Origin of the sequence: uncultured Flavonifractor sp. (assembly GCF_944385615.1) — a bacterium.
GTDB lineage: Bacteria > Bacillota > Clostridia > Oscillospirales > Oscillospiraceae > Flavonifractor.
The window spans coordinates 1-21,462 of sequence record NZ_CALWXV010000017.1; the positions used below are offsets into that span (position 1 = coordinate 1).

A 21,462-nucleotide genomic window follows, 5' to 3' on the forward strand; every position below is an offset into this window, starting at 1 on the left:
ACTTCTTTGGCCTCTATACGCCAGAAACCCGGCTTATACTTGATGCATAAACCGGGTTTCTCGACAGGCTGAAGCCTGTATCCCGTGGGATACAGGCTTTTTTTAATGCTTTTTGGAGATGGGGGGCGGAACGATAGGACTGTCCTGTTCGAAGGCGTCGAAGTAATCCTCGTCCTGAAGCTCGGGACGGCGGTGGCGGATGGCCTCCGTGATGATGGGATAGAGCACGATGGCCAGCAGGCCGCCGGAAAAGCCGTTGTTGTACAGGTTGAAGCCCTCCACCGGGGTTCCGGCCCGCAGCACCACCGAGGAGTGGAGGAAGCCAGCCACGACGCCGAAGGGCCAGCCAAAGTAGCCAGAGATGGGAGCCAAAGTGGTACCGAAGAGCAGCGCCAGCTGCACGGCACTGTCGTTGATGCTCCAATGCATACAGAAGCTGCCCAGTACCACACCCAGCATGATGGGGATGATGTTGCGGGCGTGCTTGCCGAAGGCGGAGAAGCCCATGATGGTAAAAATACCGCCCAGAGTGGGGCCGTTCAGATCGCCGCCGGTAGCAAGGATAAAGGCCGTACCGATGAAACCGTTAACTCCCACATTGACCAGAGTAGGCGCCGCGCCGAACATACGCAGGTAATCGCTGGGAGCCCGGCCGGTGGTGAGCAGCAGCCGCCGGTAGCCCGCCCAGGCGGCCCATACCGGCCGCCCGCTGAACCACAAACCAATGACGATCAGCACCAGGCACAGCCCGCCCAGGCAGATTCCCAGCTCCAGATTATAGCCGGTGGCCCAGTGGTGGGCCACGGTGGGCCGTGCACCCAGGGAGGTCATCACCGGCACCAGAATGGTGGCCAGCAGGCCGCAGGCAAAGCCCATGTTGTACAGGTTCATGCCGTTCTGGATCTTGTATGTATAGGCGGACAGAGGGGGCAGTACAAAGCCGATGATGGCGCCGATGAGAATGGCCCACCAGATGTTGCCCCAACCGTTGTCCAGGGCCACATAGCTCACCACCGGTGACAGCGAGGTGGCCAGCAGGGATACCGAGGCGTACTTGCCGAACTCCTCCCGGCGAACCTTGGCGTACAGGAAGGTACCGAAGATGATGGGCCAGATGTTGGCGATGTTCTTGCCGAAGAGCGCAAAGCCAGCCATCAGACCGATCTCCACCATGGTATAGCCGTTGAGCGGGTCCTTACTCAAGTGGAGGATACCCAGACTGATGAGGGTGACCAGGGCTGCGTTAACAAAGGCGGCGCCGATACCCGCGATCTTGATATAGTCGGTTATCAACGCGTCCTCTGTGAGAATGATCTTCCAAAGGCCGGGCAGGATCTGGGCGGGATCCCCCAAAACCACGCCGATGGCGATCAGATAAGCACAAAAGCAGATGGTGGCGGGATAGATCTTGTGGTAGCGCATATGGTGTCCCCTTTCGGATGGGCAGCCGTATTACAGGCCGTCAAAATAAGCTCTGGTCTGTTCCGCGTTACGCATGACTTCTCTCTTCAGTTCCTCCAGGCTCTCGAACTTCCGCTCTCCCCGCAGGCGTTTGTAAAACTCCATGCGCACGGTCTGTCCGTACAGATTGCCGCTGAAATCCAGAATAAAGCCCTCCACCGTCACCCGGTCGCCGTCGTCCACCGTGGGGCGCACCCCTACGTTGGTTACCGCCAGGCGGCTGTCGCCATCGGCAAACCACACCCGGGTGGCGTACACCCCATAGGCGGGAATGAGCACCCCCGGCTGAAACCGCAGGTTCACCGTGGGAAAGCCCAGGGTCGACCCCAGCTTTTTACCGTGGGCCACCGTGTCGGTGAGGGTGTGGGGGTGACCCAGAAACTCGTTGGCCCGTTCCATTTCCCCCTGGGCCACCAGGGTACGGATGTAGGTGGAGGAAACAGTGATCTGATCCCGGGTCACCTTGGGCACAATATCGCAGCCGATGCCCAGTTCCTGGCACAGGGCCTGGAGCCGGTCCGGGTTGCCCTCCCCCTTGTAGCCGAAGTGGAAGTCGTGACCAGCCACCAGATGGACCGCCCCGTGCTCTTTCACCAGATAGTCGGTGACAAACTCCCGCCAGGGCAGGTGCATCATCCGCTCGTCAAAATGGGCCACGATCACGTCCCGGATGCCGTAATACCGACGCATCAGCTCCGCCCGGTCCAGGGGAGAGCTGAGCAGAGGCACCGCCGGGGCCTTGAGGATCAGATTTTCCGGATGGGTGTCAAAGGTGACCGCCGCCGGAATGGCCCCCAGCTGGGCGGCCTTCTCCCCCACCCGTCGCAGCAGAGCCCCATGGCCCAGGTGGACGCCGTCAAAAAAGCCCAGGGCGATCACACGTCTTGTCTCTGTCCCGTTCACTGTCTATCACACCTCGAAAAAGCTTTTGATGGTGGTCATTATGCCGCCGGCACACCGGCCCAGCAGCAGAAAGTCCCCGTCTGGACCGTATACCCGCCAGATACCATCCATGGCTTTACAGGAAAAAGGGCTGCCGTTTTTGGCCTTTTTCAGCGCCCCCGCCCCAATGGTCACGGCGGGATATTCCCCAAAACAGCCGTCCACCGGGGCCAGCAGGGCCGCCGGGTCTGGGGATGCCTGCAACTCCTCCAAGGTTACCGCCCGGTCCAGCGTAAATCCAGCCGCCTCCGTCCGCCGCAGGGCGGACAGACTGCCGCCGCAGCCCAGCGCCTGCCCGATGTCGTGGCACAGGGTACGGATATAAGTGCCCTTGGAGCAGCGCACCTTCAAGTACCAGGTATTCTCCTCCTGGGGAAACCCCGCCGGGGCCTGGTCCAGCACCTCCAGGGCATAAATGGTCACCGGGCGGGGCGGGCGCTCCACCTCTTTGCCCGCCCGGGCCAGCTCATAAAGCTTTTTGCCGTCCCGCTTGATGGCGGAGTACATAGGAGGGATCTGGGAAATATCCCCCCGAAAGGAGGCCAGCGCCCCCTCCAAAGCGGTCCGGTCCACCTGGACCGGACGGGTCTCCAGCACCTGTCCGGTGGTATCCTGGGTATTGGTGATGACGCCCAACTTTAAAGCCGCGATATATTCTTTTTTCCCCTCGGTGGCAAACTCCACCGCCCGGGTGGCCCGGCCCACAAAGACCGGCAGCACTCCGGTGGCCATGGGGTCCAGAGTACCGCCGTGGCCCACCCGCCGCTCATGGAGGATACCACGAATCTTGGCGCACACATCCATGCTGGTCCAATCCTGGGGTTTGTCGATGATGAGAACTCCGTTAGGCATGGGCTTCCACCTGCCGGATGGCATCCAGGATCTGCTCCTCCGCCTTCTCCAGAGTGCCGGAGACCGTGCAGCCGGCGGCGGCGGCGTGACCGCCGCCCCCTAACAGGGCGCACACCTTGGTGGCGTTGAGCCCGCCGCTGGTGCGGACGGACAGCTTGCAGCCCCCCTCGGCCAGCTCCCGGATGGTGACGGAGGTCTCCACCCCCTCGATCTGCCCCAAAAAGGCGGCAATGTCCTCCATATCCTCCTCAGTGGCCCCGGCCTTGTCCATCAGGCCCAGGGACACGGGAGCCACGGCGATCTTGCCGTCCTCATAGCGGTGCATCCGCTCCACAAGCAGCCGCTCCACCTGGAGCCGGGCCCAGGTTTTGGTGCGGAAATGGCGCTTGTTCAGGGGAAACACGTCGATACCGGTGGCCATCAGGGCGGCGGCCACCTGGTGAGTCTCCGCCGTGGTGTTGCCGTACTGGAAGCAGCCGGTGTCGGTGGACACCGCCACATAGAGAGGCACCGCTGTCTCGGCGTTCACCTGCCCCAGCTCTTTGAGGATCTCATAGAGGATCTCTCCGCAGGCTGCCCGACTGGCATCCAGACAGGTCTCCTTGGCAAAGAACTCCTGAGAGGGGTGGTGGTCGATGGCCAGGTCAATCCCCCGCTCCAGCCAGGGCTGACCGGATTTGGTAAACAGGCTCCGGGCGGCAATATCCACGCTGACCACCGTGTCCGGTGTATAGTCCTGGGGAGCCAGCAGGCCCTCCAGGTAGGGGGTGAACAGGTGGGTCTCTTCGGTGCCGGGGCAGATGTGGGCGGTCTTGCCCAAGTTCCGCAGGCCCCGGCACAGGGCGGCGGCACAGCCGATGGTATCCCCATCGGGGCGCTTGTGGGTCAGGATCAGATAGCGGTCATGGGCATTCAGCCAGGCCGCGGCTTCGGTATAGGTCATAGCGCTTACTCCTCACTGTCCAGGTCAATATGGGCGTTGGCCGGATTGGCGGGCTTGACCACCTCCGGGTCCCGCAGCATGCTCAGAATGTGGGCGCCCTTGCCAATGGAGTCGTCCTCCACAAATTGCAGCTCTGGGGTATAGCGCAGCTTGAGGGCCGCCCCCAGTTCCCGCCGCAGGTATCCTCCGGCGGACTTGAGGCCCTTCACCACTTCTTTCACATCGCTCTTGTCCAGCACGCTCACATAGACCTTGGAATAACGCAGATCAGAGGTGGTGTCCACGCTGGTGATGGACACCAGGCCGTGGACCCGGGGGTCCTTCACCGTGCGGATGAGGGCGGACATCTCCCGCTGGATCTCCTCGTTGATGCGTCCAATGCGATTACTTGCCATAGTGTTCTCCTTTTTTCACAGGAGCGGGGCTTCCGCTCTCCTTAGATCTCAATGGTGAGGCAGGTGGGGGCATACTCCTCCAGCTGCTCCAACGTGTCCACCGCCACATCCGACAGAGGACCGCAAAAGCGGCGTACCCGGCTGGGGGCATCCCCCACCCACAGATACCACAGCTCCACCTGCTCGCTGGGATTAGCGTTTGCCGTCAAATAGGCCCGCAGCCCCTGGACGTCCTCCCAGGTGGCCCGCAGGTCCAACTCATACCGGCAAGGCTTCATGGGCAGATTCAGTTCATCCACCGCCGGGCGGTAATACCTGTGCTCTTGGACAGAAAAACCGTCCTCTTCCACAGTAATGGCTTCCCTGCCATATCCTGCGGTGCGGGTCCGCCGGGTGCCAGCCTCCCAAAGAGGCATAGGCCGGTCGGCACACAGCAGGTAGACACAGCTCATGGAAATCCTCCTTGATAGACAATACAGACCCGTCCCCTCCTCAAATGACTTGGGGACGGAACGGGTCTGTTTCAATTAAGCTGTCGAAAAAGGCGAGCGCCTTTTTCGACAAAAGACTTCATGACGGACGAAGTTCGATTTCTTACGAAATTGTCACCCCGTCCGTCATGAGAAGTGTCCTTTTCGAGGCTCATGTCCCCGAAAAGGACTGATTCTCATTTGATTCCGCCGCCTGGAGGCGGCGGAACTCTGCGAGGCAGTTCTATGGGTATGGTTCTTCAATGTTCTAAATTATACCTCGATCTGTTCCATCAGGTAGGCCTCGATCACGTCGCCTTTCCCCAACAATACGGTGTATTGTTGGGGTCCCCCTCATCCAAACTTGCTCGGGCGAAGTGAATTCGCCCTGCGCCAAGGTTTTGCCTGTGGCAAAACGCTTGCACGGCGCAAGCGCCGTCCCGTCTGCGACGGGGCCCAAAGGAGGGCGACAGAGCAAAATCTGTTCTCACTCCAGTCTGGCAGATTACACTTCAATCTGCTCCATCAGGTAGGCCTCGATCACGTCGCCCTCCTTGATATCCTGGAACTTCTCGAAGGTGATGCCGCACTCGTAGCCCTGAGCGACTTCCTTCACGCTGTCCTTGAAGCGCTGGAGGGAGGCAATGGAACCGTCGTAGATGACCACATTGTCCCGCAGCAGACGCATCTGGGCGCCCCGCTGCATCTTGCCCTCGGTGACATAGCAGCCGGCCACCATGCCCACGCCGGTGATACGGAACACGTTGCGCACCTCGGCCTGGCCCAGATCCACTTCCTTGAACTTGGGAGCCAGCATACCCTTCATGGCGGTCTCAATCTCGTTGATGCAGTCGTAGATCACCCGGTACATCCGCATATCCACCTTATTGCGGGCGGCGGTCTCCTTGGCGTTGGAGTCGGGACGGACGTTAAAGCCCACGATGATGGCGTTGGAGGTGGTGGCCAGCATGACGTCGCTTTCGTTGATGGCGCCCACCGCGCAGTGGATGACCCGCACCCGCACCTCGTCGTTGGAGATCTTCTCCAGGCTGGCCTTGACCGCCTCGGCAGAGCCCTGTACGTCGGCCTTGACGATGATGTTCAGATCCTTCATCTCGCCCTGCTTGATCTGGCTGAACAGATCCTCCAGGCTCACCTTGCCCACCGGAGCGGAGGCGGCCATCTTCTGCTCGTGCTTGCGCTGCTCCACCAGCTCACGGGCCATACGCTCGTCGTCCACGGCGTGGAAGTCGTCGCCGGCGCCGGGCACCTCGCTCATGCCGATGATCTCCACAGGCACAGAGGGACCGGCCTCGGTGAGCTTCTCGCCCCGGGCGTTGGTCATGGCCCGGACACGGCCCACAGCGGTACCGGCGATGATAACGTCGCCCTGGTGGAGGGTGCCGTTCTGCACCAGCAGGGTGGCCACGGGACCGCGGCCCTTGTCCAGCCGGGCCTCAATGACAGCGCCATGGGCGGAGCGGTTGGGATTGGCCTTCAGTTCCTGCATCTCGGCGGTCAGGTTGACCATCTCCAGCAGGTTCTCAATGCCCTCACCGGTCTTGGCGGAGATGGGGCAGATGATGGTATCGCCGCCCCACTCCTCGGGTACCAGCTCATACTTGGTGAGCTGCTCCTTGATGCGCTCGGGGTTGGCCTCCGGCTTATCCATCTTGTTGATGGCCACGATAACGGGGATATTGGCGGCCTTGGCGTGGTTGATGGACTCCACCGTCTGGGGCATGATGCCGTCGTCGGCGGCCACCACCAGAATGGCCACGTCGGTAATCATGGCGCCACGGGCACGCATGGCGGTAAAGGCCTCATGGCCGGGGGTATCCAGGAAAGTGATAGGCTTGCCGCCCACCTCCACCTGATAGGCGCCGATGTGCTGGGTAATGCCGCCGGCCTCTCCGGCGGCCACATGGGCGTTGCGGATATAGTCCAGCAGAGAGGTCTTGCCGTGGTCGACGTGACCCATAACCACCACCACGGGAGCCCGGGGGAGCAGATCCTCCTCCTTGTCCTCGGCGGTGTCGATCAGCCGCTCCTCGATGGTGACAATGATCTCCTTCTCTACCTTGCAGCCCAGCTCCTCAGCGATGATGGCAGCGGTATCGAAGTCGATGACGTCGGACAGGGAGGCCATGACGCCGTTCTTCATCAGGGTCTTGACCACCTCGGCGCCCGTCTTCTTCATGCGGGAGGCCAGCTCGCCCACGCCGATCTCGTCGGGGATCTTGACGGTGAGGGGCGTCTTTTTGGCGATCTCCATCTGGAGCCGGCGCATCTTCTCCTGCTCCTCCTGGCGGCGCTTGTTGCCGCCCTGGAAGCCGCCCTTGCGCTGGTTGCGGCCCTGGAACTTCTGCTTGCCGGCCTGCATCTGCTTGGTCTTGCCGGCGGCCAGGTTCTCCAGCCGCTCGTCGTACTTCTCCAGGTTCACCTGGCCGCCCTTCCGGGTGTCCACTACCTTTTTCTCCGGTACTCGGGTGGTGGGACGGTTCTGCTGCTGGGGCTGCTGGGCCTTGGGCTGCTCCGCCTGGGGGGCGGGCTTGGCGGGCTGGGCGCTCTCCTTGGCGGGCTTGCCGCCCTTCTGGCCCTGCTGCTGGGCGGGAGCGTGCTGCTCCTCCTTGGCGGCGGGAGCCGCCTTGGGCGCGGCCTTGGGCTCCCGGTATACATCGGCGTAGATGCTCTCAATGCTCTCCACCTGATTGTGCTGGGTGAGATACTCAAAAATCAGGGACAGCTCCTGGTCGCTCAGGGGCTGCATGTGGTTTTTCGGGGCCGTCGCGTATTTGGTCAGAATGTCGGTGATCTCTTTAGAGTTCTTGTTGAAATCCTTGGCCACCTCATGCACACGATACTTGTTGTTCAGCAAATAAAGCCACCTCCAACTGGTCGGCTTGCGCCAATAGGAAAACGCGGCGGGGCCGCTGCGCTTTCTTATTGGAACAAGCCTGCTCGTTCCAATCTGTCTCTGCCATGGATGCTCATGGCTGCTTCTTGATGGTCAGCCTGCCCTTGGGGGCAAACCGTTTCACCTGCTTCTTCGCCTTGGGCGCTGGCTGTGCCTCTTTCCGCTCTTTTGGCGGCGGGGCCCAGGGCTTCTTGTTCTTCTTTTGCAGATTCTTCTCGTGGGCCCGCTGCTCCTTCTGCCGCTGGAGAGCCTTTTCCGACTGGGCCTTCAGCTGCTGGGCGGCAGGGCCGCACCCCTCCGGGTCGGCCTGGGCCAGCTTGGCGGCAATGGCAGCAGCCAGCCCCACATCGGTAAGGGCCAGCATGGTGCAGGCCGACCGGCCCACCGCGCTCCCCAAGCCGCCCTTGGTATAGGGGGTAGTCAGGCAAGGTACCTTGCCGGTCTCCGCAAAGTGGGCTGCCCGGCGCAGGCTGTTGTCCGCCCCATCGCAGGCAGTGAGGATCAGCTTGGCCTGATGGGCCCGGGCGGCGGCGCCTACCGGCTCCTCGCCCACCTCCACCCGGCCCGCCTTGCGGGCGATACCCAACAGATGCAGTACGCTATCCATCCTGCTCCCCCTCCCGCATCTGCTGCTCCAGGGCCTCGTATACCTCGTCGGGCATGGGGGCGGAAAAGGCCCGCTCCAGCGCCCTGGCCTTCCGGGCCCGCTTCAGACAGGCCTCGTCGGGGCACACATAGGCCCCCCGGCCCGGCTTCTTCCCTTTAAAATCCAGAGAGACCTCCCCCTCCGGGCTCTTCACCACCCGGATCAGCTCCTTTTTGGGCTTCATCTCCCGGCAGCCCACGCATTGGCGCATGGGAATTTTCTTGGGCATTTTTCTCGCCTCCTCGTCGGCACAAGCTCCATATCCCTCGCTTCGCCGTATCCGGCAAAGCTCACTCGTTCCGCTGTGCCTCCTCTCCCCGCCAAACCCGCTGCGCTGGGCTTTGGCGGGGGCCCCGTCTGGGGAACAGTTTACTCCTCGCTCTGAGTCTCGGTTTCGTCCTCCAGGATGACGTCCTCTTCCTCCTCCGGCACCTCGTCGGCGGGGGCGGAAGCGGGCTTGATGTCGATCTTCCAGCCGGTCAGCTTGGCGGCCAGCCGGGCGTTCTGACCCTCCTTGCCGATAGCCAGGGAGAGCTGATCGTCGGGCACCACCACCCGGCAGGTCTTGCCCTCCTCATGGATCTCCACGCTGAGCACGTCGGCGGGGGACAGGGCGGCGGCGATGTACTGGGCGGGGTCCTCCGACCACTTGACGATATCCACCTTCTCGCCCCGCAGCTCCTCCACAATGTTGTTGACCCGCTGGCCACGGGGACCCACGCAGGCGCCGATGGGGTCCACGTTGGGGTCGGCGGACCAGACGGCCAGCTTGGTGCGGCTGCCCGCCTCACGGGCGATGGACTTGACCTCCACAGTGCCGTCGTAGATCTCGGGTACCTCCATCTCAAACAGCCGCTTTACCAGGCCGGGATGGGTGCGGGAAATCAGGACCTGGGGGCCCTTGGTGGAACGGCGGACCTCCACCACATACACCCGCAGGCGCATGCCCTCCACATACTCCTCCCCCTTGACCTGCTCGCCAGCGGCCAGGAAGGCCTCGGTGGCCTCGCTGCCCGAGCCGATGCGCAGGCTGGCGGAGCCGGAGCGGGGATCAATGCGGGTGATGACGCCGGTGAGGATCTCATGCTCCTTGGATGAGAACTCGTCGTACACCATACCCCGCTCGGCCTCCCGCATCCCCTGAATAATGACCTGGCGGGCGGTCTGGGCAGCGATGCGGCCAAAGTCCCGGGTCTTGATCTCGATGCGGATCACATCCCCCAGCTGGGCCTGGGGGATCTTGCTGCGGGCCATCTCCAGGCTCATCTCGGTGCAGGGGTTATCCACCTCTTCCACCACGTCCTTCTTGACGAACATACGGACGGTACCGGCCTCCTCATCGGCCTCCATCACGATGTTGTCACCGGCAGTCTCGTGGTCCCGCTTGTAGGCGGACACCAGCGCCTGGCCGATCTTCTCCAGCATATAGGACTTGGGAATGCCCTTTTCCTTCTCAATCAAATTGATGGCAGCGAAAAATTCCTTGCCGTCCAGCTCGTTGGTCTTCTGCGCTTTGGCGTTTTTCTTCGGCATAATCTTCTTACTCCTTGCACTCTCATCCGGGCACAACCGCCCGATGCGTCAAATCCTCACATACAGCCGGGTCTGGGCCACATCCTTCTTTTCAAAGGTCTTGGGGCCCGCCCCTGTCTCAATGGTCACGTTGCCGTTTTCATAGCCGGACAGCACCCCCACGTGGTCCTTCCGGCCATCCATGGCCCGGTAGAGGCGCACCTCCACCTCGCTGCCCATAAACTGGGCAAAGTGCTCCGGCTTCTTCAGAGGCCGGTCGGCACCGGCGGAGGACACCTCCAGCACATAGCTGCCCTCGATGGGGTCGGCCTCGTCCAGGGCGTCGGACAGTGGGCGGCTCACCGCCTCGCAGTCGTTGATGGAGACGCCCCCCTCCTTATCAATATAGATCCGCAGGAACCACTGCCCGGCCTCCCGGACATATTCCACGTCCCACAGGGTGCAGCCGGCCTCCTCCACCAGGGGGGCGGCCAGCGCGGATACCAGCTCTGTTACCTTGGCCATACGCTACCTCCGGCAAGGGCTGTAAACATTTTACATACCCTGTTTTTTCAATAAGAAAGAGCGGAGCCGCAACCCCACTCTCACCATACCTCTACTACTATCGTTTGTACTATACCATAAAATATCCCTTGTTGCAAGGGGGTGGGGCGATTTTTCCCTTGGATAAAGCAGTTCCACTTCACAGGACAGGCCGGTTCTATTTTCTGATTGACATAACCCTCCACTTTGCTACAATAATGCTAAGTAAATTCCTTTCCATCGACGATACAATCCACCGGACGGGGAAAACGCCCGGAAAGGAGGACAATATGACGGGAAACAAGGCTGCTTTGGAGATTCTGAGCGAGGTCCAGAAAGCAGTGGTAGGCAAAAACGACGTGCTGGCCAAGGTGCTGCTGGCCATTCTGGCCCGGGGCCATATTCTGCTGGAGGATATCCCCGGCGTGGGCAAGACCACCATGGCCCTGGCCTTTTCCAAGGCTTTGGGTCTGAAATACAACCGGGTACAGTTTACCCCCGATGTGATGCCCTCAGACATCACCGGATTTTCCATCTACAACAAGGCCACCGGCGCCATGGAGTACCAGCCCGGCGCGGTGCTGTGCAATCTGTTTCTGGCCGACGAGCTCAACCGGGCCACCAGCCGCACCCAGTCCGCCCTGCTGGAGGCCATGGAGGAGGGACAGGTCACGGTGGACGGGGTAAGCCATCCGGTGCCCCAGCCCTTCCTGGTCATCGCCACCCAAAACCCGGCGGGGGCCTCGGGCACCCAGCTGCTCCCCGACTCCCAGATGGACCGGTTCATGGTGCGGCTGTCCATCGGCTACCCCGCCCCGGCAGACGAGCTGGACATGGTGCGCCGCAAGCAGGGGGGCAATCCCCTGGACCAGGTGCGCCAGGTCATGGACCTGTCCGGTCTGGCCGACCTGCGGGACCAGGCAGACCGGGTGTATCTCTCCGACCAGGTGCTGGACTATATCATTCGGCTGATTAACGCTACCCGCAGCCACCCCATGATCGTCCAGGGAGCCAGTCCCCGTGCTTCCCTGGCCCTTACCGCCATGTCCAAGGCGGCCGCTTTGGTGCTGGGCCGGGACTATGTGAACCCTGAGGACGTGTCCATGGTTTTTTCCGACGTGGTGACCCACCGGCTGCTCCTTTCCCCCCGGGCAGAAACCAGCGGCGGCTTTGACCCGGCGGCGGAGATTCTGGGTCAGGTCCCGCCCCCCAAGATCGGGTGAGGCCATGGTCAGCCGTCGGATTTTCTATGTGGTTCTGGTGGGCGCAGCGGTTCTCTTCCAGATTTTTTTCCGCTTCTACCTGTCCACCTTTGTACTGGTACTGATCCTGGTGTTGCCCATCCTCTCCCTGCTGCTCTCCCTGCCAGGGCTGGTGGGCAGCAGTCTGCTGGTGCTCCCTCAAAGTCCCACCGCTACCCAGGGCGAGCAGGCGGTCTTTCAGATCACGCTGCACAATCCCTCCCCCTTTCCGCTGATCCGCCTCCGGGCCAGGCTGGTGTGGACCAACCAGCTCACCGGCGAGACCGACCGGAGCTGGATGGATGTGGGCCTTCAGGAGCCGGTTTCCCTGACAGTGACCGCCTCCCATTGCGGCCGGCTGGTGTGCCGGGCGGCAGGGGTGTGGAGCTGTGACCTGCTGGGTCTCTTTCCCCTGCCGGTACGTCAAGGCCTGGAGGGGGCCGTATTGGTGCTGCCGCCCCGGTTGGAGCTGGAGCAGGGGGAGGATCTCACCGGCGGTCAGAATGACGGGGCGGTGCTCCGTCCCCGGCCTGGCGGCGGTCCCGGAGAGGACTATGACCTGCGGGAGTACCGGCCGGGGGACCCCCTGCGCTCGGTCCACTGGAAGCTGTCCTCCAAACTGGACGAGCTGGTGGTGCGGGAGACTCTGGAGCCCCAACAGGCCGCCATTGTGGTCACCTACGACCACTTCGGCACTCCCGAGGTGCTGGACCGCACCTTTACCCAGCTGTGCGCCCTGTCCCGCTGGCTTTTGGAGCAGGACAGGCCCCACCACATCCAGTGGGCAGCCCCCGCCACCGGAGTAACGGAGGACCGGGCGGTGGACAGCGAAACCGCTCTGCTGGCCTGCCTGGAGCTGGCCTTCTCCACCCCCGCCCCGCTGGAGGGCCGCTCCATTCTGGACGGCGCGCTCCGGCTGCCCGGCGGGCCGGGCCGGGTACGCCATTTCCATGTGACAACCGAGGGCGTGGAAGGAGGGGGACGATGAAACACAGATATCCCCCCAGAGGCCGCCCCCGGCCCCTGGAGCTGCTCAGCGGCAGCCTGCTCCTCTTTTTGCTGCTCTTTGGCGCTCTGTGCTCCTTCCTCACCGCCGTGGGGCTCACACCCCCTCCCCTTCTCATACTGGGGGGCTGCGCCCTGCTGACAGCGCTGTACACCTTTCTCTGCGCCCTGCCCACCCGCTGGATGCTGGTTGGCATGGCGGCAGTGCTGGGGCTGGCAGGGGTGACAGTGTGGCAGTTTCTGGAGGTCTTTCAGCGGGGTGAGATCGCCCTGCGCTGCGCCGTGGTCAACACGGTGTGTACCAGCCTGGAGCTGGACGGCTTCATCGAACCCATCCAGCATCTGCCCGCCTATGTATGGATATGGTCGGCCACCTTCCTGGCCCTGATGGCGGGCGTGGTGCTGGGGCTGCTGCTGGCCTTGACGGTGATCCGCTTCCCCTCCTGTGCCGCATCTTTTCTGCTCACCGCCCCCTTTCCGCTGCTCCCCCTGTGCATCTCAGTGACCCCGGCCTGGATGCCCCTGATGGCTCTGATCCTGGCCTGGTGCGTGATGGGGCTGGGTACTCTGGCCCGCCGCTGGGACCGGCGGGGGGCGGCCCGGCTCACCCTGCTGGCCTTCCCTTCTGTAGCTCTGCTGCTGGCTCTGCTCAATCTGTCCATGCCCCAGGGGGATTATCAGCGCCCCCGGTGGGCTGATGATGCCCTGGACTCCATCAACAACTGGGTATCCGATCTGGATGTGACCCTGTTCAGCGGCAAGGGGCCTTTCGGTTTTGGGAGCGGCGGCTCCTTCACCGACGCCGACGGCAAGGTGTTCCTGTCTGACGCGGGCCCTCTGGACTTCTCCGGCCGGACGGTGCTGGAGGTGGAGACCGACCTGCGGGGGCGCATCTACCTGCGGGGCTTTTCCAGCGCGGTGTATGACGACAACAGCTGGGAACCGTTGGATGAGTTTGATTATTTGAGTCTGATCTGGGAGCCAGTGGACCAGGCCTATGCCCAGTCCGCCATTCTCTCTCCCACCCTGGATGGCTGGCAGCCCATGAACTTCCCCGCCCTGGCAGACCGGAACACCTTCCCCGACAAGGACTACGCCAAGGTCACCATCCGCAACGTGGGGGCCGATCCGGGGTATGTGTACGTCCCCTACCACATTCTCTCCCTGCCCGATGAACTCAGCGGGGCTAAATTTGTGTACGACTCCTACCTGGCCCGGGCGGATGATGTATGGACCCACACAGTATACATCCAGCCTGACTGCGATCCCCTGTCCAGGGCGAAGCTGCCAAACGCGGTTACCCTTGCAGAAGAGAATTACGCCAGTTTTGTCTATCAGAGTTCCTATCTGGCCGTGGATATCGACGCAGTGGACGCCGTCGATGCTGTGGTTCAGGACCTGGCTACCGATATGGAGGGCAGCCTGCCCGGCGGGGCAGATAATGCCGCTTACCGGGAATATATGGATCTGCTCTATGGCCGTTTGCCTGGGGACCGCACGCTTCAGAACAACGCCTTCCGGCTTGCCATGGCCAAAATTGTGGCCGCCTATCTGGACGGTCTGGCAGAGTACGACCCAGAGGTCCCTGTCACCCCGGAAGGGGAGGATTTTGTGTCCTACTTCCTGACCGAAAGCCGCCGGGGCTACTGTATGCACTTTGCCTCCGCCGCCACTCTGATTCTGCGGACCATGGGTATCCCCGCCCGGTATGTAACGGGCTATGTGGCCGACGTGCCCGACTCCGGCAAAGTGTCCGTCCCCGACTCCGCCGCCCACGCTTGGGTGGAAATCTATCTGGATGGCTACGGCTGGGAGCCGGTGGAGGTCACCCCCGCCTATGCCGGCAGCAATCCCGGCCAGAGCGGCACAGCGGAACCCACCCCCACACCTACCGCCACGCCTGCCCCCACCGCTACCCAGACCCCTCAGGCCAGCGCCAAGCCCTCCGCCGCCCCTGACAGCACAGAGCAACCGGTTACTGAGACCCAGCCTCTGGACCTGCGGATCATTCTGATCCCCGTAGCGGCGGTGCTGGTCCTTCTGGCCTTCCCTGTCCGGCGGGCCATTGGCCGGGTCCGGCGGGAGAAAAAATTCCGGCAGGAGAGCACCAACCAGGCAGTCATCGCTGCCTACCTTTACCTGTCCCGGCTGACGCGCTGGGGCGGACCAATGCCGGAGGAGGTGGCCAAGCTGGCCAAAAAAGCCCAGTTCAGCCCCCATACCCTGACCGAGGAGGAGCGCCGGACAGCGGTAGACGCTGCTCATGCCGCCGCCCTTCAGGTGGACAAAACCCTGCCCTGGTACAAGAAGCTCCTGTGCCGGTATGTATTTGGACTATGTTAAGCCAATCAACACAGCGCCCCCGGAGGAAAATTCCTCCGGGGGCGCTGCCGTTTATTCCGCGAGGCTGAAAAAGTTCTCCAGCCGGTTGGACTTATCAAAAATGTTGTTGTACAGAAGGACCTTGTAAGTTTCTATCGCCTCTTCCAAATCGGCGGGCAACGCCTCGTTCTCCCCGTACCAGGTCCCGCCGGCATCCAGAATACCCACGGTGTTCACCGCCGGTACCGTCTCCCGCAGCCTGGTCAGAAACTTCTGATACCCGGTCATGGGCAGATTGGCGGTGTCTACCAGCAAAGAGGACAGATAGTTGAGAGAGAGCTCCACCCCCTCCGCCTCTGGGATGTCATAGTTGGCCCACAGGGCGAAGGGCACCATCTGCTTTTTCTGGGCCAGGGCGGTGTCGGGAGCAGTACCCAGCACATCGGTGTAGAAGTTGGTAGCCACCTGGGGCTGGTGGTCTCCGAAAATCAAGATCATGGTGGGCTCCTCCACCTGGGAGAAATAGTGGATGAGGTACTCCAAGGCCTGATCGCTCTGGTAGATGAGAGACAGATACTGGTTTACCGTCTGGAAGTGATTTTCCAAATCTCCGGTAAGCCACACCTCCCGGGGCAGATTGGTCCATGGCATCTGGTAGCCCGAGTGGTTCTGCATGGTGACGTTGAAAAGGAACAGGGGCTCCCCCTCCTTTTTCTCCTCATACAGCCGGATCAGATTCTCATAGTCGCACTGATCGGTGACGTATCCGCTCTTTTCATCCCCCCGCATGTAGGTGCGGTTCTGGAAATCGCTTTCAAAGTACACCTCGTCAAAGCCATAGTTAGCATAAACGGCGGGCCGGTTCCAGCCGGAGGAGCGGTAGGGGTGGGCGGCCACCGTGCGGTAGCCCAGGGCCTTCATCTGACTCACCAGGGTGGGGTCCCCGTCGGAGACATACATCTGATAGGGTACCGTTCCGGCAGGCAGGAAGGCGGTGGTGTTGCCGGTGAGGAACTCATACTCAGAGTTGGCGGTGGTACCGCCAAACACGGAGGAATAGGCGTAGCCTTTGATGGTATTCTCCTTTAAGGAGCGGAGGAAGGGCATGGCGTCCTGGTTGGTCTCCACCCCCGGCAGCACGCTCAGGTCGGAAAAGGACTCGTTCATGATGACAATGACGTTCACCGGGCGGGTGGTGCCGTCGGGGTTTACCGCCATGACCGACAGGTCGTCGCTGGTGTAGTCTTCTCCCAGTGTGTTTAACGTCTCCTGAGAATAGGTGTCCGGCTTCTCCACCTTCATGTACTTCATGCACACGGAGAAATTGAGAAACAGGCCGTTGCCCCGGGTGGTCCACATGGAGGGCTCAATGCCCAGCTTCTCCACCAGACTGGTGCCGAAAAACACTGCCAGAAAGACCGCGGTCACACCTGCCGAGGGAAGAAACACCTTCCAGGAGAACTTTTTCCGGGGCTCGTCGGGCAACGTCTTCATGGCCAGGATCACGGCCACCATGATGACCAGCGTAACGATCTGCCGCTGGGACAGGCTGTAATCATAGTTGCCCGCCACGTTGGCGGCGGTGCCCAGGCTGAGGAAATCCCCCGGAAAGAGGGTGCGGCCCCGGAAAGCGATGAGGTAGTGGTTGGCACAGCCGAAGCCCCAGGCAATACCCAGCCCCAACTTCACCGCGCCGCTGCGGCGGCCCCGGAGGAAATAAAAGAACAGTTCCCCCAAATAATACCACACCAGATTGAGCACGATCTGGGCGGGGGTAAAATCTTTCCACGGGTCGTTGTAGTTGAGGTGCTCCACCAGGGTGAAGGAGAGCAGGGGCACCACCGCCAGCAGCACCATGGTGGTCCACCAGTACTGCCGGGCGGTCATGGTGAGCTTGGGCCATTTCAGCTTGAAGCGCTGCTTCTGCTGGGGGGTAGGCGCCGGGTCAGAGGGCGCTTCCAGAATTTCAGGGGTGTGGATGGGATCGCTCATAACATTCCGCTGCCTTTACAGAAAATTGATGTCCTTCATTTTATCACAAAAAGGCAAAAGTGCAACGCACTTCCGCCTTTTTTCAACAAACGGTAAGATTCAGACCCGCACCAGCGGCGGCCCCTTCAAGGAGATCACCCGGTCGCACAGGGCCACTACCTCCGCCTCATGGCTGGACAAAATCACCGGCACCCCCAGCTGACGGATTCGCTCCACCATCCGGGCTGCCCGAGGGGCGTCCACCCCGGTAAAGGGCTCGTCTAGCAGAAAGAGCTTGCCTCCACAGGCCAGGGCCCGGGCCAGGGCCAGCCGCCGGCCCATGCCGCCGGACAGGGCTGGGGGGAATTGCTTCTCCTCCCCCTCCAGTTCAGCCAAAGCCAGCCAGCGGGAGACCTCTCCCCGGCGGCTTTTGGGCAGCACATCGGTGATGTGCCGCTCCACCGTCCGCCAGGGCAGCAGCCGGTTTTCCTGAAAGAGCATCACCGGCGGCTGGGGGACGGTGACGGTCCCCTGCTGCACGGGCTGGAGCCCCGCCAGCACCCGCAGCAGGGTGGTCTTGCCGCATCCGGAGGGGCCGGACAGGGCGGTGATTCCCTTTTCCGGCAGTTCCAGAGAGAAGTGGTCCAGCACCACTTTTTCCCCAAAACAAACGGTAATTTCTTGGACGGATATCACGGTTTACTCCCTCCCAGCCGTCGGAACAGAAGGCCCATGGCATACTCCAGTAAAAAGCTCAGCACAATAACCACCGCCGTCCAGGCAAAGAGGTCGGGGGTCTCCAAGGTGATTTTGGCCCGGTAGAGCTGGGTGCCGATGGCCAGCTTGGGCTGGCACAGCACCTCGGCGGCCACCCCCGCCTTCCAGGCCAGCCCCAGGCCGGTGGCGCAGCCGCTGGCAAAATAGGGGAGCACCGAGGGCAGGTACACCAGCCGAAGGGTCTTGCCCCGGCCAAAGCGGTAGGCCCGGGCAGCCTCCAGCAGCAGGGGGTCGGTCTGGGCCACCCCCTTGCTAACGTTGCCCCACAGCACCGGCAGCACCATGAGCCCGGACACAATGGCGGGCACCCACCCGGCAGAGGGAGCCCATAGCAGCACCAGCACAATAAAGGAGGCCACCGGGATGGCCCGGATCACCTTCACCGCCGGGGTGAGCACCCAGTCCGCCCCTTTCAAGGCAGAGGTGGCCGCCGCAGTCACCGCGCCCGCTGCCGCCCCCGCCGCAAAACCGGCAAAAATCCGGCCCAGGGTCACAACCGCCGCCTGCCAGAAGGCGGGCTGGACCGCTAGGACTTGCAGCCGCCCGGCCACCACCATGGGGGCAGGGAGCAGCAGGGCCCCGTGTCCGCTGGTGCGCAGGTCCACCAAAAACGCCGCAAGCTGCCAAACCCCCAGCCAGAAGGCCAGGGGTATGACAGCTCGCAGGATTTTGATTCCAGTTGAATTACGGGATGTAGTAGAAGGCGTCATCGGGGATGGAACCTCCGATCGAAGTGGGGTCGGCAGCAAAGAGCACCTCATAGTAGCTGGAGATGGTCTTCAAATCTTCTCCGGCGCTAAAGATCATGTTGGCCTGGGGGATGGCGGCGGTGGCGATGGCGGCCTTGGGTACGATGCCGTACTGCTCGATGAGCTGGCCGCCCTCCTCCGGGTTGTCCTTGATGTAGTTGATGGAGGCCTCATACTCAGTGAGGAAGGCGTTCACAGCCTCAGGGTGCTCCTGGGCAAACTCGGTACGCACCACCACGCAGCCCATGGTAAAGGTACCGGAGGCGCCGGACTGAGTCCATGCGTCGCTCAGGTCCACCGCGTCCCGCACATCGGTATTCTGCATCAGCACGGTGGTGGCGGCGGGGACGGGAAGCATGCACAGGTCGATCTCACCGGAGGCCATGAGAGAGGTGACCTCCTCGCTGGTTTTCCACTGGATGTCCACGTCGGTGTCCGGGTCCAGGCCGTTCTGGGTCAGCAGGTAGTCCAGCACATACTCGGTGTTGGTGCCCTGGTTGATGGCGTACAAGGTCTTACCGGACAGGTCGACCAGGGAATGGACGGTGTCGCCATTCTCCAGAATGTGGAGCACACCCAGGGTATTGAGGGCCAGCAGTTGGATGTTGCCCGTCTTGTTGTACAGGTTGGCGGCCACATTGGTGGGCAGGGCGGCGATATCCAGCTCCCCGCTGTTCAGCTTGGGCACAATGTCGTTGGCCGGGTCGGAGCCCATGGTCACCGTGTAGTGGTTCACCGTCTCACCGGCGTCGTTGTCGGCCAGCAGCTTGGCAGCTCCCATGCCGGTGGGGCCGTTGAGCAGGCCCAGGTTGATATCGGTCCCCTCCAAAGTGGGGGTCTCGCTGTTCTGGGGAGTAGTCTCACTGGCCGGAGTGGTCTCGGCGGGAGGGGTACTCTCCTGGGAATCGGTATTGGAGGCGCAGGCAGTCAGGCCCAGCGCCAGGGCCAGAGTCAGGCCCAGTGCAAGCAGTTTCTTCTTCATGGTATCTCGTTCCTTTCTCTGCCGTCGGAGGGTCTGCCCTCTGTACGGTCCAGTTTAGTGTACCATGTCCCCCAGAAATGTCAACGGGCAATTTCCCCAATTCTGTGCCGGAAGGACCGGCCGGGTCCCAGGCGCATAGGATGGGGAGAACAGGAGGGATTTTCCGATGAATCAACCCATCAATCAGCACGCCCGGGACCAGGCAGCCCGGCAGCGGGCCGCCGCCATCCTGGCCCAGAGCCGCCAGGGACCGATGGAGCGCCCTCAGCCGGAGGAGCCGGAAATGAAGCGGTACATACATCCCGTCCCCTGCTGGGGAAACTGCCCCGGCCCCGCTCCCGCCCCTGGTGGCGGCCCCTACATGGACCGGGTGCTGGAGGAGCTGGCCCGGCAGAATCAACTGCTGGTGGAGCTGCTGGGGGCGGTCAACGCCCTTACCGCCGCCACCCTCAGCATCCGCAGCCGCTTTGTGGGGCAAGAGTCGGGGGGAATAAAAAGTCGAATTCTGTAAAACCTTTTGCCCTTTTATGCCGTCTAATAAAATATGACCGCAGGAAATAGCGGATGTTACCAAAGAAAGGCGTGGTCTCCCATGGCCAAACGACTGATGAAAAAGAGCAAAGCGCCCTTGTCCCCCGGCAGGCGGGTGTTGCGCATCCTGTTTGTCCTGCTGGTGATTTTGGCGGCCCTGATCGTGATCGCGTACGGAGCCTTCCGTCTGCTGGCCCAGCCCCCCAAGATCACTCAGGAGACCCCGCCTCCGGCAGAGAGTGCCGGCGTGGCCCTGGCCGACCCCTCCCCCACCCCCAGCCAGAGCGCCCAGCCTGTCCGCCAGCGGAAGGAGTACACCTACACCTTCCTGCTGTGTGCCAGCGACCAGTCCAGCGGCAATGTGGACACCATGATCGTGGCCACCTATGACACAGTGAACCAAACCATGGCCATGGTTTCCATCCCACGGGACACCCTGGTGGAAGGTGTGACCGCCAAGGGAAAACACTTTTACAAGCTATGCAGTATGTACCCCTACAACGGCATCGACGCTCTGAAAGAGGAAGTCCAGAAGATCGTGGGCTTTCCCATCGACTTCTACGTGAAGGTAAACACCAGGGGCTTTGTCCGGCTGGTAGATGCGGTGGGGGGGATCAACTTCAACGTACCTGTCCACATGTCCTATGACGACCCCAGCCAGAACCTGTATATCCATTTTGAGCCGGGGATGCAATATCTCAGCGGCACCGACGCTTTGAAGGTGGCCCGCTGCCGGAAAAACTCTGACGGCCGGGGCCGGTACCCCAACAACATCTATGACGCCTATCCCGACGCCGACATCGGCCGCACCAAGACTCAGCGGGAGCTCATCATGGCGGTACTGAAAAAGGCTGTCTCCCAGCCTCTGAACCTGCCCACCTACTATGATATTTTTATGGAAAATGTAGAGACCGACCTGAAGCTGTCCGACTTAGCCTTCTTCGCCGACAAGGGGCTGAGCTTTGACTTTGACAACGTGACCACCACCTCCCTGCCGGGGGACGGTGCCGTGACCTACAAGGGATGGACCTGGTGCTATGAGCTCTACCCCGACAAGGTGCTGGATATTGTGAACACCTCCGGCCTCAACCCCTACACCACCGATATTACCGCCGATATGCTGGACATCACCCAGAGCGGCACCGCCAAACGATACGATTAAATGAGAAAAGGACGCCGGAAGGCGTCCTTTTCTCATTTTAA

General features: G+C 61.9%; 20 protein-coding genes. 5 read left to right on the plus strand and 15 right to left on the minus strand.

The genetic code is table 11. The features are described 5' to 3' along the window. Nucleotides 1–102 precede the first annotated feature (102 nt). The 11 genes from Q0J75_RS06235 to rimP all read right to left on the minus strand — a co-directional run bounded on the left by Q0J75_RS06235 (nt 103) and on the right by rimP (nt 10,663). Entirely contained in the window at nt 103–1,422 is a 1,320-nt protein-coding gene (locus tag Q0J75_RS06235; RefSeq protein WP_297198283.1) for a DUF1576 domain-containing protein, read from the minus strand. Between the two features lie 30 nt (nt 1,423–1,452). Continuing rightward, the gene (gene ribF / locus Q0J75_RS06240; RefSeq protein WP_297198286.1) at nt 1,453–2,364 is read right to left on the minus strand and encodes a riboflavin biosynthesis protein RibF; all 912 of its coding nucleotides are present in this window, start codon (nt 2,362–2,364) and stop codon (nt 1,453–1,455) included. A gap of 6 nt (nt 2,365–2,370) precedes the next feature. Next, nucleotides 2,371–3,255, minus strand: coding sequence for a tRNA pseudouridine(55) synthase TruB (truB, locus tag Q0J75_RS06245; RefSeq protein ID WP_297198289.1), 885 nt, complete (start codon nt 3,253–3,255; stop codon nt 2,371–2,373). Beyond that, on the minus strand, nt 3,248–4,198 hold the full coding sequence (locus tag Q0J75_RS06250; protein WP_297198293.1) for a DHH family phosphoesterase: 951 nt from the start codon (nt 4,196–4,198) through the stop codon (nt 3,248–3,250). The genes truB and Q0J75_RS06250 overlap by 8 nt, the downstream gene beginning before the upstream one ends. Nucleotides 4,199–4,203: 5 nt before the next feature. Then, a complete protein-coding gene (gene rbfA / locus Q0J75_RS06255; protein WP_297198296.1) occupies nt 4,204–4,593 on the minus strand; it encodes a 30S ribosome-binding factor RbfA in 390 nt (129 codons plus the stop codon). A 41-nt stretch (nt 4,594–4,634) separates the two neighbouring features. After that, on the minus strand, nt 4,635–5,045 hold the full coding sequence (locus Q0J75_RS06260; RefSeq protein ID WP_297198299.1) for a hypothetical protein: 411 nt from the start codon (nt 5,043–5,045) through the stop codon (nt 4,635–4,637). A gap of 523 nt (nt 5,046–5,568) precedes the next feature. Beyond that, nucleotides 5,569–7,938 carry a translation initiation factor IF-2 gene (gene infB, locus Q0J75_RS06265; RefSeq protein ID WP_363315714.1) on the minus strand — a complete coding sequence of 790 codons (2,370 nt, stop codon included), beginning with the start codon at nt 7,936–7,938 and terminating at the stop codon, nt 5,569–5,571. A 115-nt stretch (nt 7,939–8,053) separates the two neighbouring features. After that, nucleotides 8,054–8,587: a 50S ribosomal protein L7 gene (locus Q0J75_RS06270; protein ID WP_297198305.1), complete on the minus strand. Its 534-nt coding sequence runs from the start codon at nt 8,585–8,587 to the stop codon at nt 8,054–8,056. After that, nucleotides 8,580–8,855: an RNase P modulator RnpM gene (locus Q0J75_RS06275; protein ID WP_297198308.1), complete on the minus strand. Its 276-nt coding sequence runs from the start codon at nt 8,853–8,855 to the stop codon at nt 8,580–8,582. The genes Q0J75_RS06270 and Q0J75_RS06275 overlap by 8 nt, the downstream gene beginning before the upstream one ends. Before the next feature lie 140 nt (nt 8,856–8,995). Next, entirely contained in the window at nt 8,996–10,159 is a 1,164-nt protein-coding gene (gene nusA / locus Q0J75_RS06280) for a transcription termination factor NusA (protein ID WP_297198310.1), read from the minus strand. Nucleotides 10,160–10,207: 48 nt separating this feature from the next. Further along, a complete protein-coding gene (gene rimP / locus Q0J75_RS06285; protein WP_297198314.1) occupies nt 10,208–10,663 on the minus strand; it encodes a ribosome maturation factor RimP in 456 nt (151 codons plus the stop codon). 308 nt (nt 10,664–10,971) lie between these two features. Between rimP and Q0J75_RS06290 the strand changes: the two genes are divergently transcribed. Genes Q0J75_RS06290 through Q0J75_RS06300 form a run of 3 tightly spaced genes read left to right on the plus strand, consistent with a single transcriptional unit; the run spans nt 10,972 to nt 15,270 of the window. Continuing rightward, a complete protein-coding gene (locus Q0J75_RS06290; RefSeq protein WP_297198317.1) occupies nt 10,972–11,904 on the plus strand; it encodes an AAA family ATPase in 933 nt (310 codons plus the stop codon). A 4-nt stretch (nt 11,905–11,908) separates the two neighbouring features. Further along, nucleotides 11,909–12,910: a DUF58 domain-containing protein gene (locus Q0J75_RS06295; RefSeq protein WP_297198319.1), complete on the plus strand. Its 1,002-nt coding sequence runs from the start codon at nt 11,909–11,911 to the stop codon at nt 12,908–12,910. Next, complete coding sequence (locus Q0J75_RS06300; RefSeq protein ID WP_297198322.1) at nt 12,907–15,270, plus strand: transglutaminase-like domain-containing protein; 2,364 nt, start codon at nt 12,907–12,909, stop codon at nt 15,268–15,270. The genes Q0J75_RS06295 and Q0J75_RS06300 overlap by 4 nt, the downstream gene beginning before the upstream one ends. Nucleotides 15,271–15,321: 51 nt before the next feature. Here Q0J75_RS06300 and Q0J75_RS06305 read toward each other — a convergent pair whose 3' ends face one another. The 4 genes from Q0J75_RS06305 to Q0J75_RS06320 all read right to left on the minus strand — a co-directional run bounded on the left by Q0J75_RS06305 (nt 15,322) and on the right by Q0J75_RS06320 (nt 19,728). Further along, the gene (locus Q0J75_RS06305) at nt 15,322–17,241 is read right to left on the minus strand and encodes an LTA synthase family protein (protein ID WP_297198325.1); all 1,920 of its coding nucleotides are present in this window, start codon (nt 17,239–17,241) and stop codon (nt 15,322–15,324) included. A 99-nt stretch (nt 17,242–17,340) separates the two neighbouring features. Then, on the minus strand, nt 17,341–17,916 hold the full coding sequence (locus Q0J75_RS06310; RefSeq protein ID WP_297198328.1) for an ATP-binding cassette domain-containing protein: 576 nt from the start codon (nt 17,914–17,916) through the stop codon (nt 17,341–17,343). Next, complete coding sequence (locus Q0J75_RS06315) at nt 17,913–18,707, minus strand: ABC transporter permease (RefSeq protein WP_297198330.1); 795 nt, start codon at nt 18,705–18,707, stop codon at nt 17,913–17,915. The genes Q0J75_RS06310 and Q0J75_RS06315 overlap by 4 nt, the downstream gene beginning before the upstream one ends. After that, the gene (locus Q0J75_RS06320) at nt 18,682–19,728 is read right to left on the minus strand and encodes an ABC transporter substrate-binding protein (RefSeq protein ID WP_297198335.1); all 1,047 of its coding nucleotides are present in this window, start codon (nt 19,726–19,728) and stop codon (nt 18,682–18,684) included. Before Q0J75_RS06320 ends, Q0J75_RS06315 begins: the two co-directional genes overlap by 26 nt. Nucleotides 19,729–19,894: 166 nt before the next feature. Here Q0J75_RS06320 and Q0J75_RS06325 point away from each other — a divergent pair, with 166 nt between their 5' ends. Both Q0J75_RS06325 and Q0J75_RS06330 read left to right on the plus strand, forming a co-directional pair. Next, nucleotides 19,895–20,239 (plus strand): hypothetical protein, encoded by a 345-nt coding sequence (locus tag Q0J75_RS06325; protein ID WP_297198338.1) that lies wholly within the window; start codon nt 19,895–19,897, stop codon nt 20,237–20,239. An 81-nt stretch (nt 20,240–20,320) separates the two neighbouring features. After that, on the plus strand, nt 20,321–21,421 hold the full coding sequence (locus tag Q0J75_RS06330) for an LCP family protein (protein WP_297198341.1): 1,101 nt from the start codon (nt 20,321–20,323) through the stop codon (nt 21,419–21,421). Nucleotides 21,422–21,462 lie beyond the last annotated feature (41 nt).

Bases quoted from the DNA above. Each gene is read 5' to 3' on its own strand.
- Q0J75_RS06300 (WP_297198322.1), top strand. From the start codon at position 12,907: ATGAAACACAGATATCCCCCCAGAGGCCGCCCCCGGCCCCTGGAGCTG.
- Q0J75_RS06295 (WP_297198319.1), top strand. From the start codon at position 11,909: ATGGTCAGCCGTCGGATTTTCTATGTGGTTCTGGTGGGCGCAGCGGTT.
- truB (WP_297198289.1), bottom strand. From the start codon at position 3,255: ATGCCTAACGGAGTTCTCATCATCGACAAACCCCAGGATTGGACCAGC.
- Q0J75_RS06315 (WP_297198330.1), bottom strand. From the start codon at position 18,707: ATGACGCCTTCTACTACATCCCGTAATTCAACTGGAATCAAAATCCTG.
- rbfA (WP_297198296.1), bottom strand. From the start codon at position 4,593: ATGGCAAGTAATCGCATTGGACGCATCAACGAGGAGATCCAGCGGGAG.
- Q0J75_RS06305 (WP_297198325.1), bottom strand. From the start codon at position 17,241: ATGAGCGATCCCATCCACACCCCTGAAATTCTGGAAGCGCCCTCTGAC.
- Q0J75_RS06320 (WP_297198335.1), bottom strand. From the start codon at position 19,728: ATGAAGAAGAAACTGCTTGCACTGGGCCTGACTCTGGCCCTGGCGCTG.
- Q0J75_RS06260 (WP_297198299.1), bottom strand. From the start codon at position 5,045: ATGAGCTGTGTCTACCTGCTGTGTGCCGACCGGCCTATGCCTCTTTGG.
- Q0J75_RS06250 (WP_297198293.1), bottom strand. From the start codon at position 4,198: ATGACCTATACCGAAGCCGCGGCCTGGCTGAATGCCCATGACCGCTAT.
- Q0J75_RS06235 (WP_297198283.1), bottom strand. From the start codon at position 1,422: ATGCGCTACCACAAGATCTATCCCGCCACCATCTGCTTTTGTGCTTAT.
- Q0J75_RS06270 (WP_297198305.1), bottom strand. From the start codon at position 8,587: ATGGATAGCGTACTGCATCTGTTGGGTATCGCCCGCAAGGCGGGCCGG.
- Q0J75_RS06330 (WP_297198341.1), top strand. From the start codon at position 20,321: ATGGCCAAACGACTGATGAAAAAGAGCAAAGCGCCCTTGTCCCCCGGC.
- nusA (WP_297198310.1), bottom strand. From the start codon at position 10,159: ATGCCGAAGAAAAACGCCAAAGCGCAGAAGACCAACGAGCTGGACGGC.
- Q0J75_RS06275 (WP_297198308.1), bottom strand. From the start codon at position 8,855: ATGCCCAAGAAAATTCCCATGCGCCAATGCGTGGGCTGCCGGGAGATG.
- Q0J75_RS06325 (WP_297198338.1), top strand. From the start codon at position 19,895: ATGAATCAACCCATCAATCAGCACGCCCGGGACCAGGCAGCCCGGCAG.
- Q0J75_RS06290 (WP_297198317.1), top strand. From the start codon at position 10,972: ATGACGGGAAACAAGGCTGCTTTGGAGATTCTGAGCGAGGTCCAGAAA.
- rimP (WP_297198314.1), bottom strand. From the start codon at position 10,663: ATGGCCAAGGTAACAGAGCTGGTATCCGCGCTGGCCGCCCCCCTGGTG.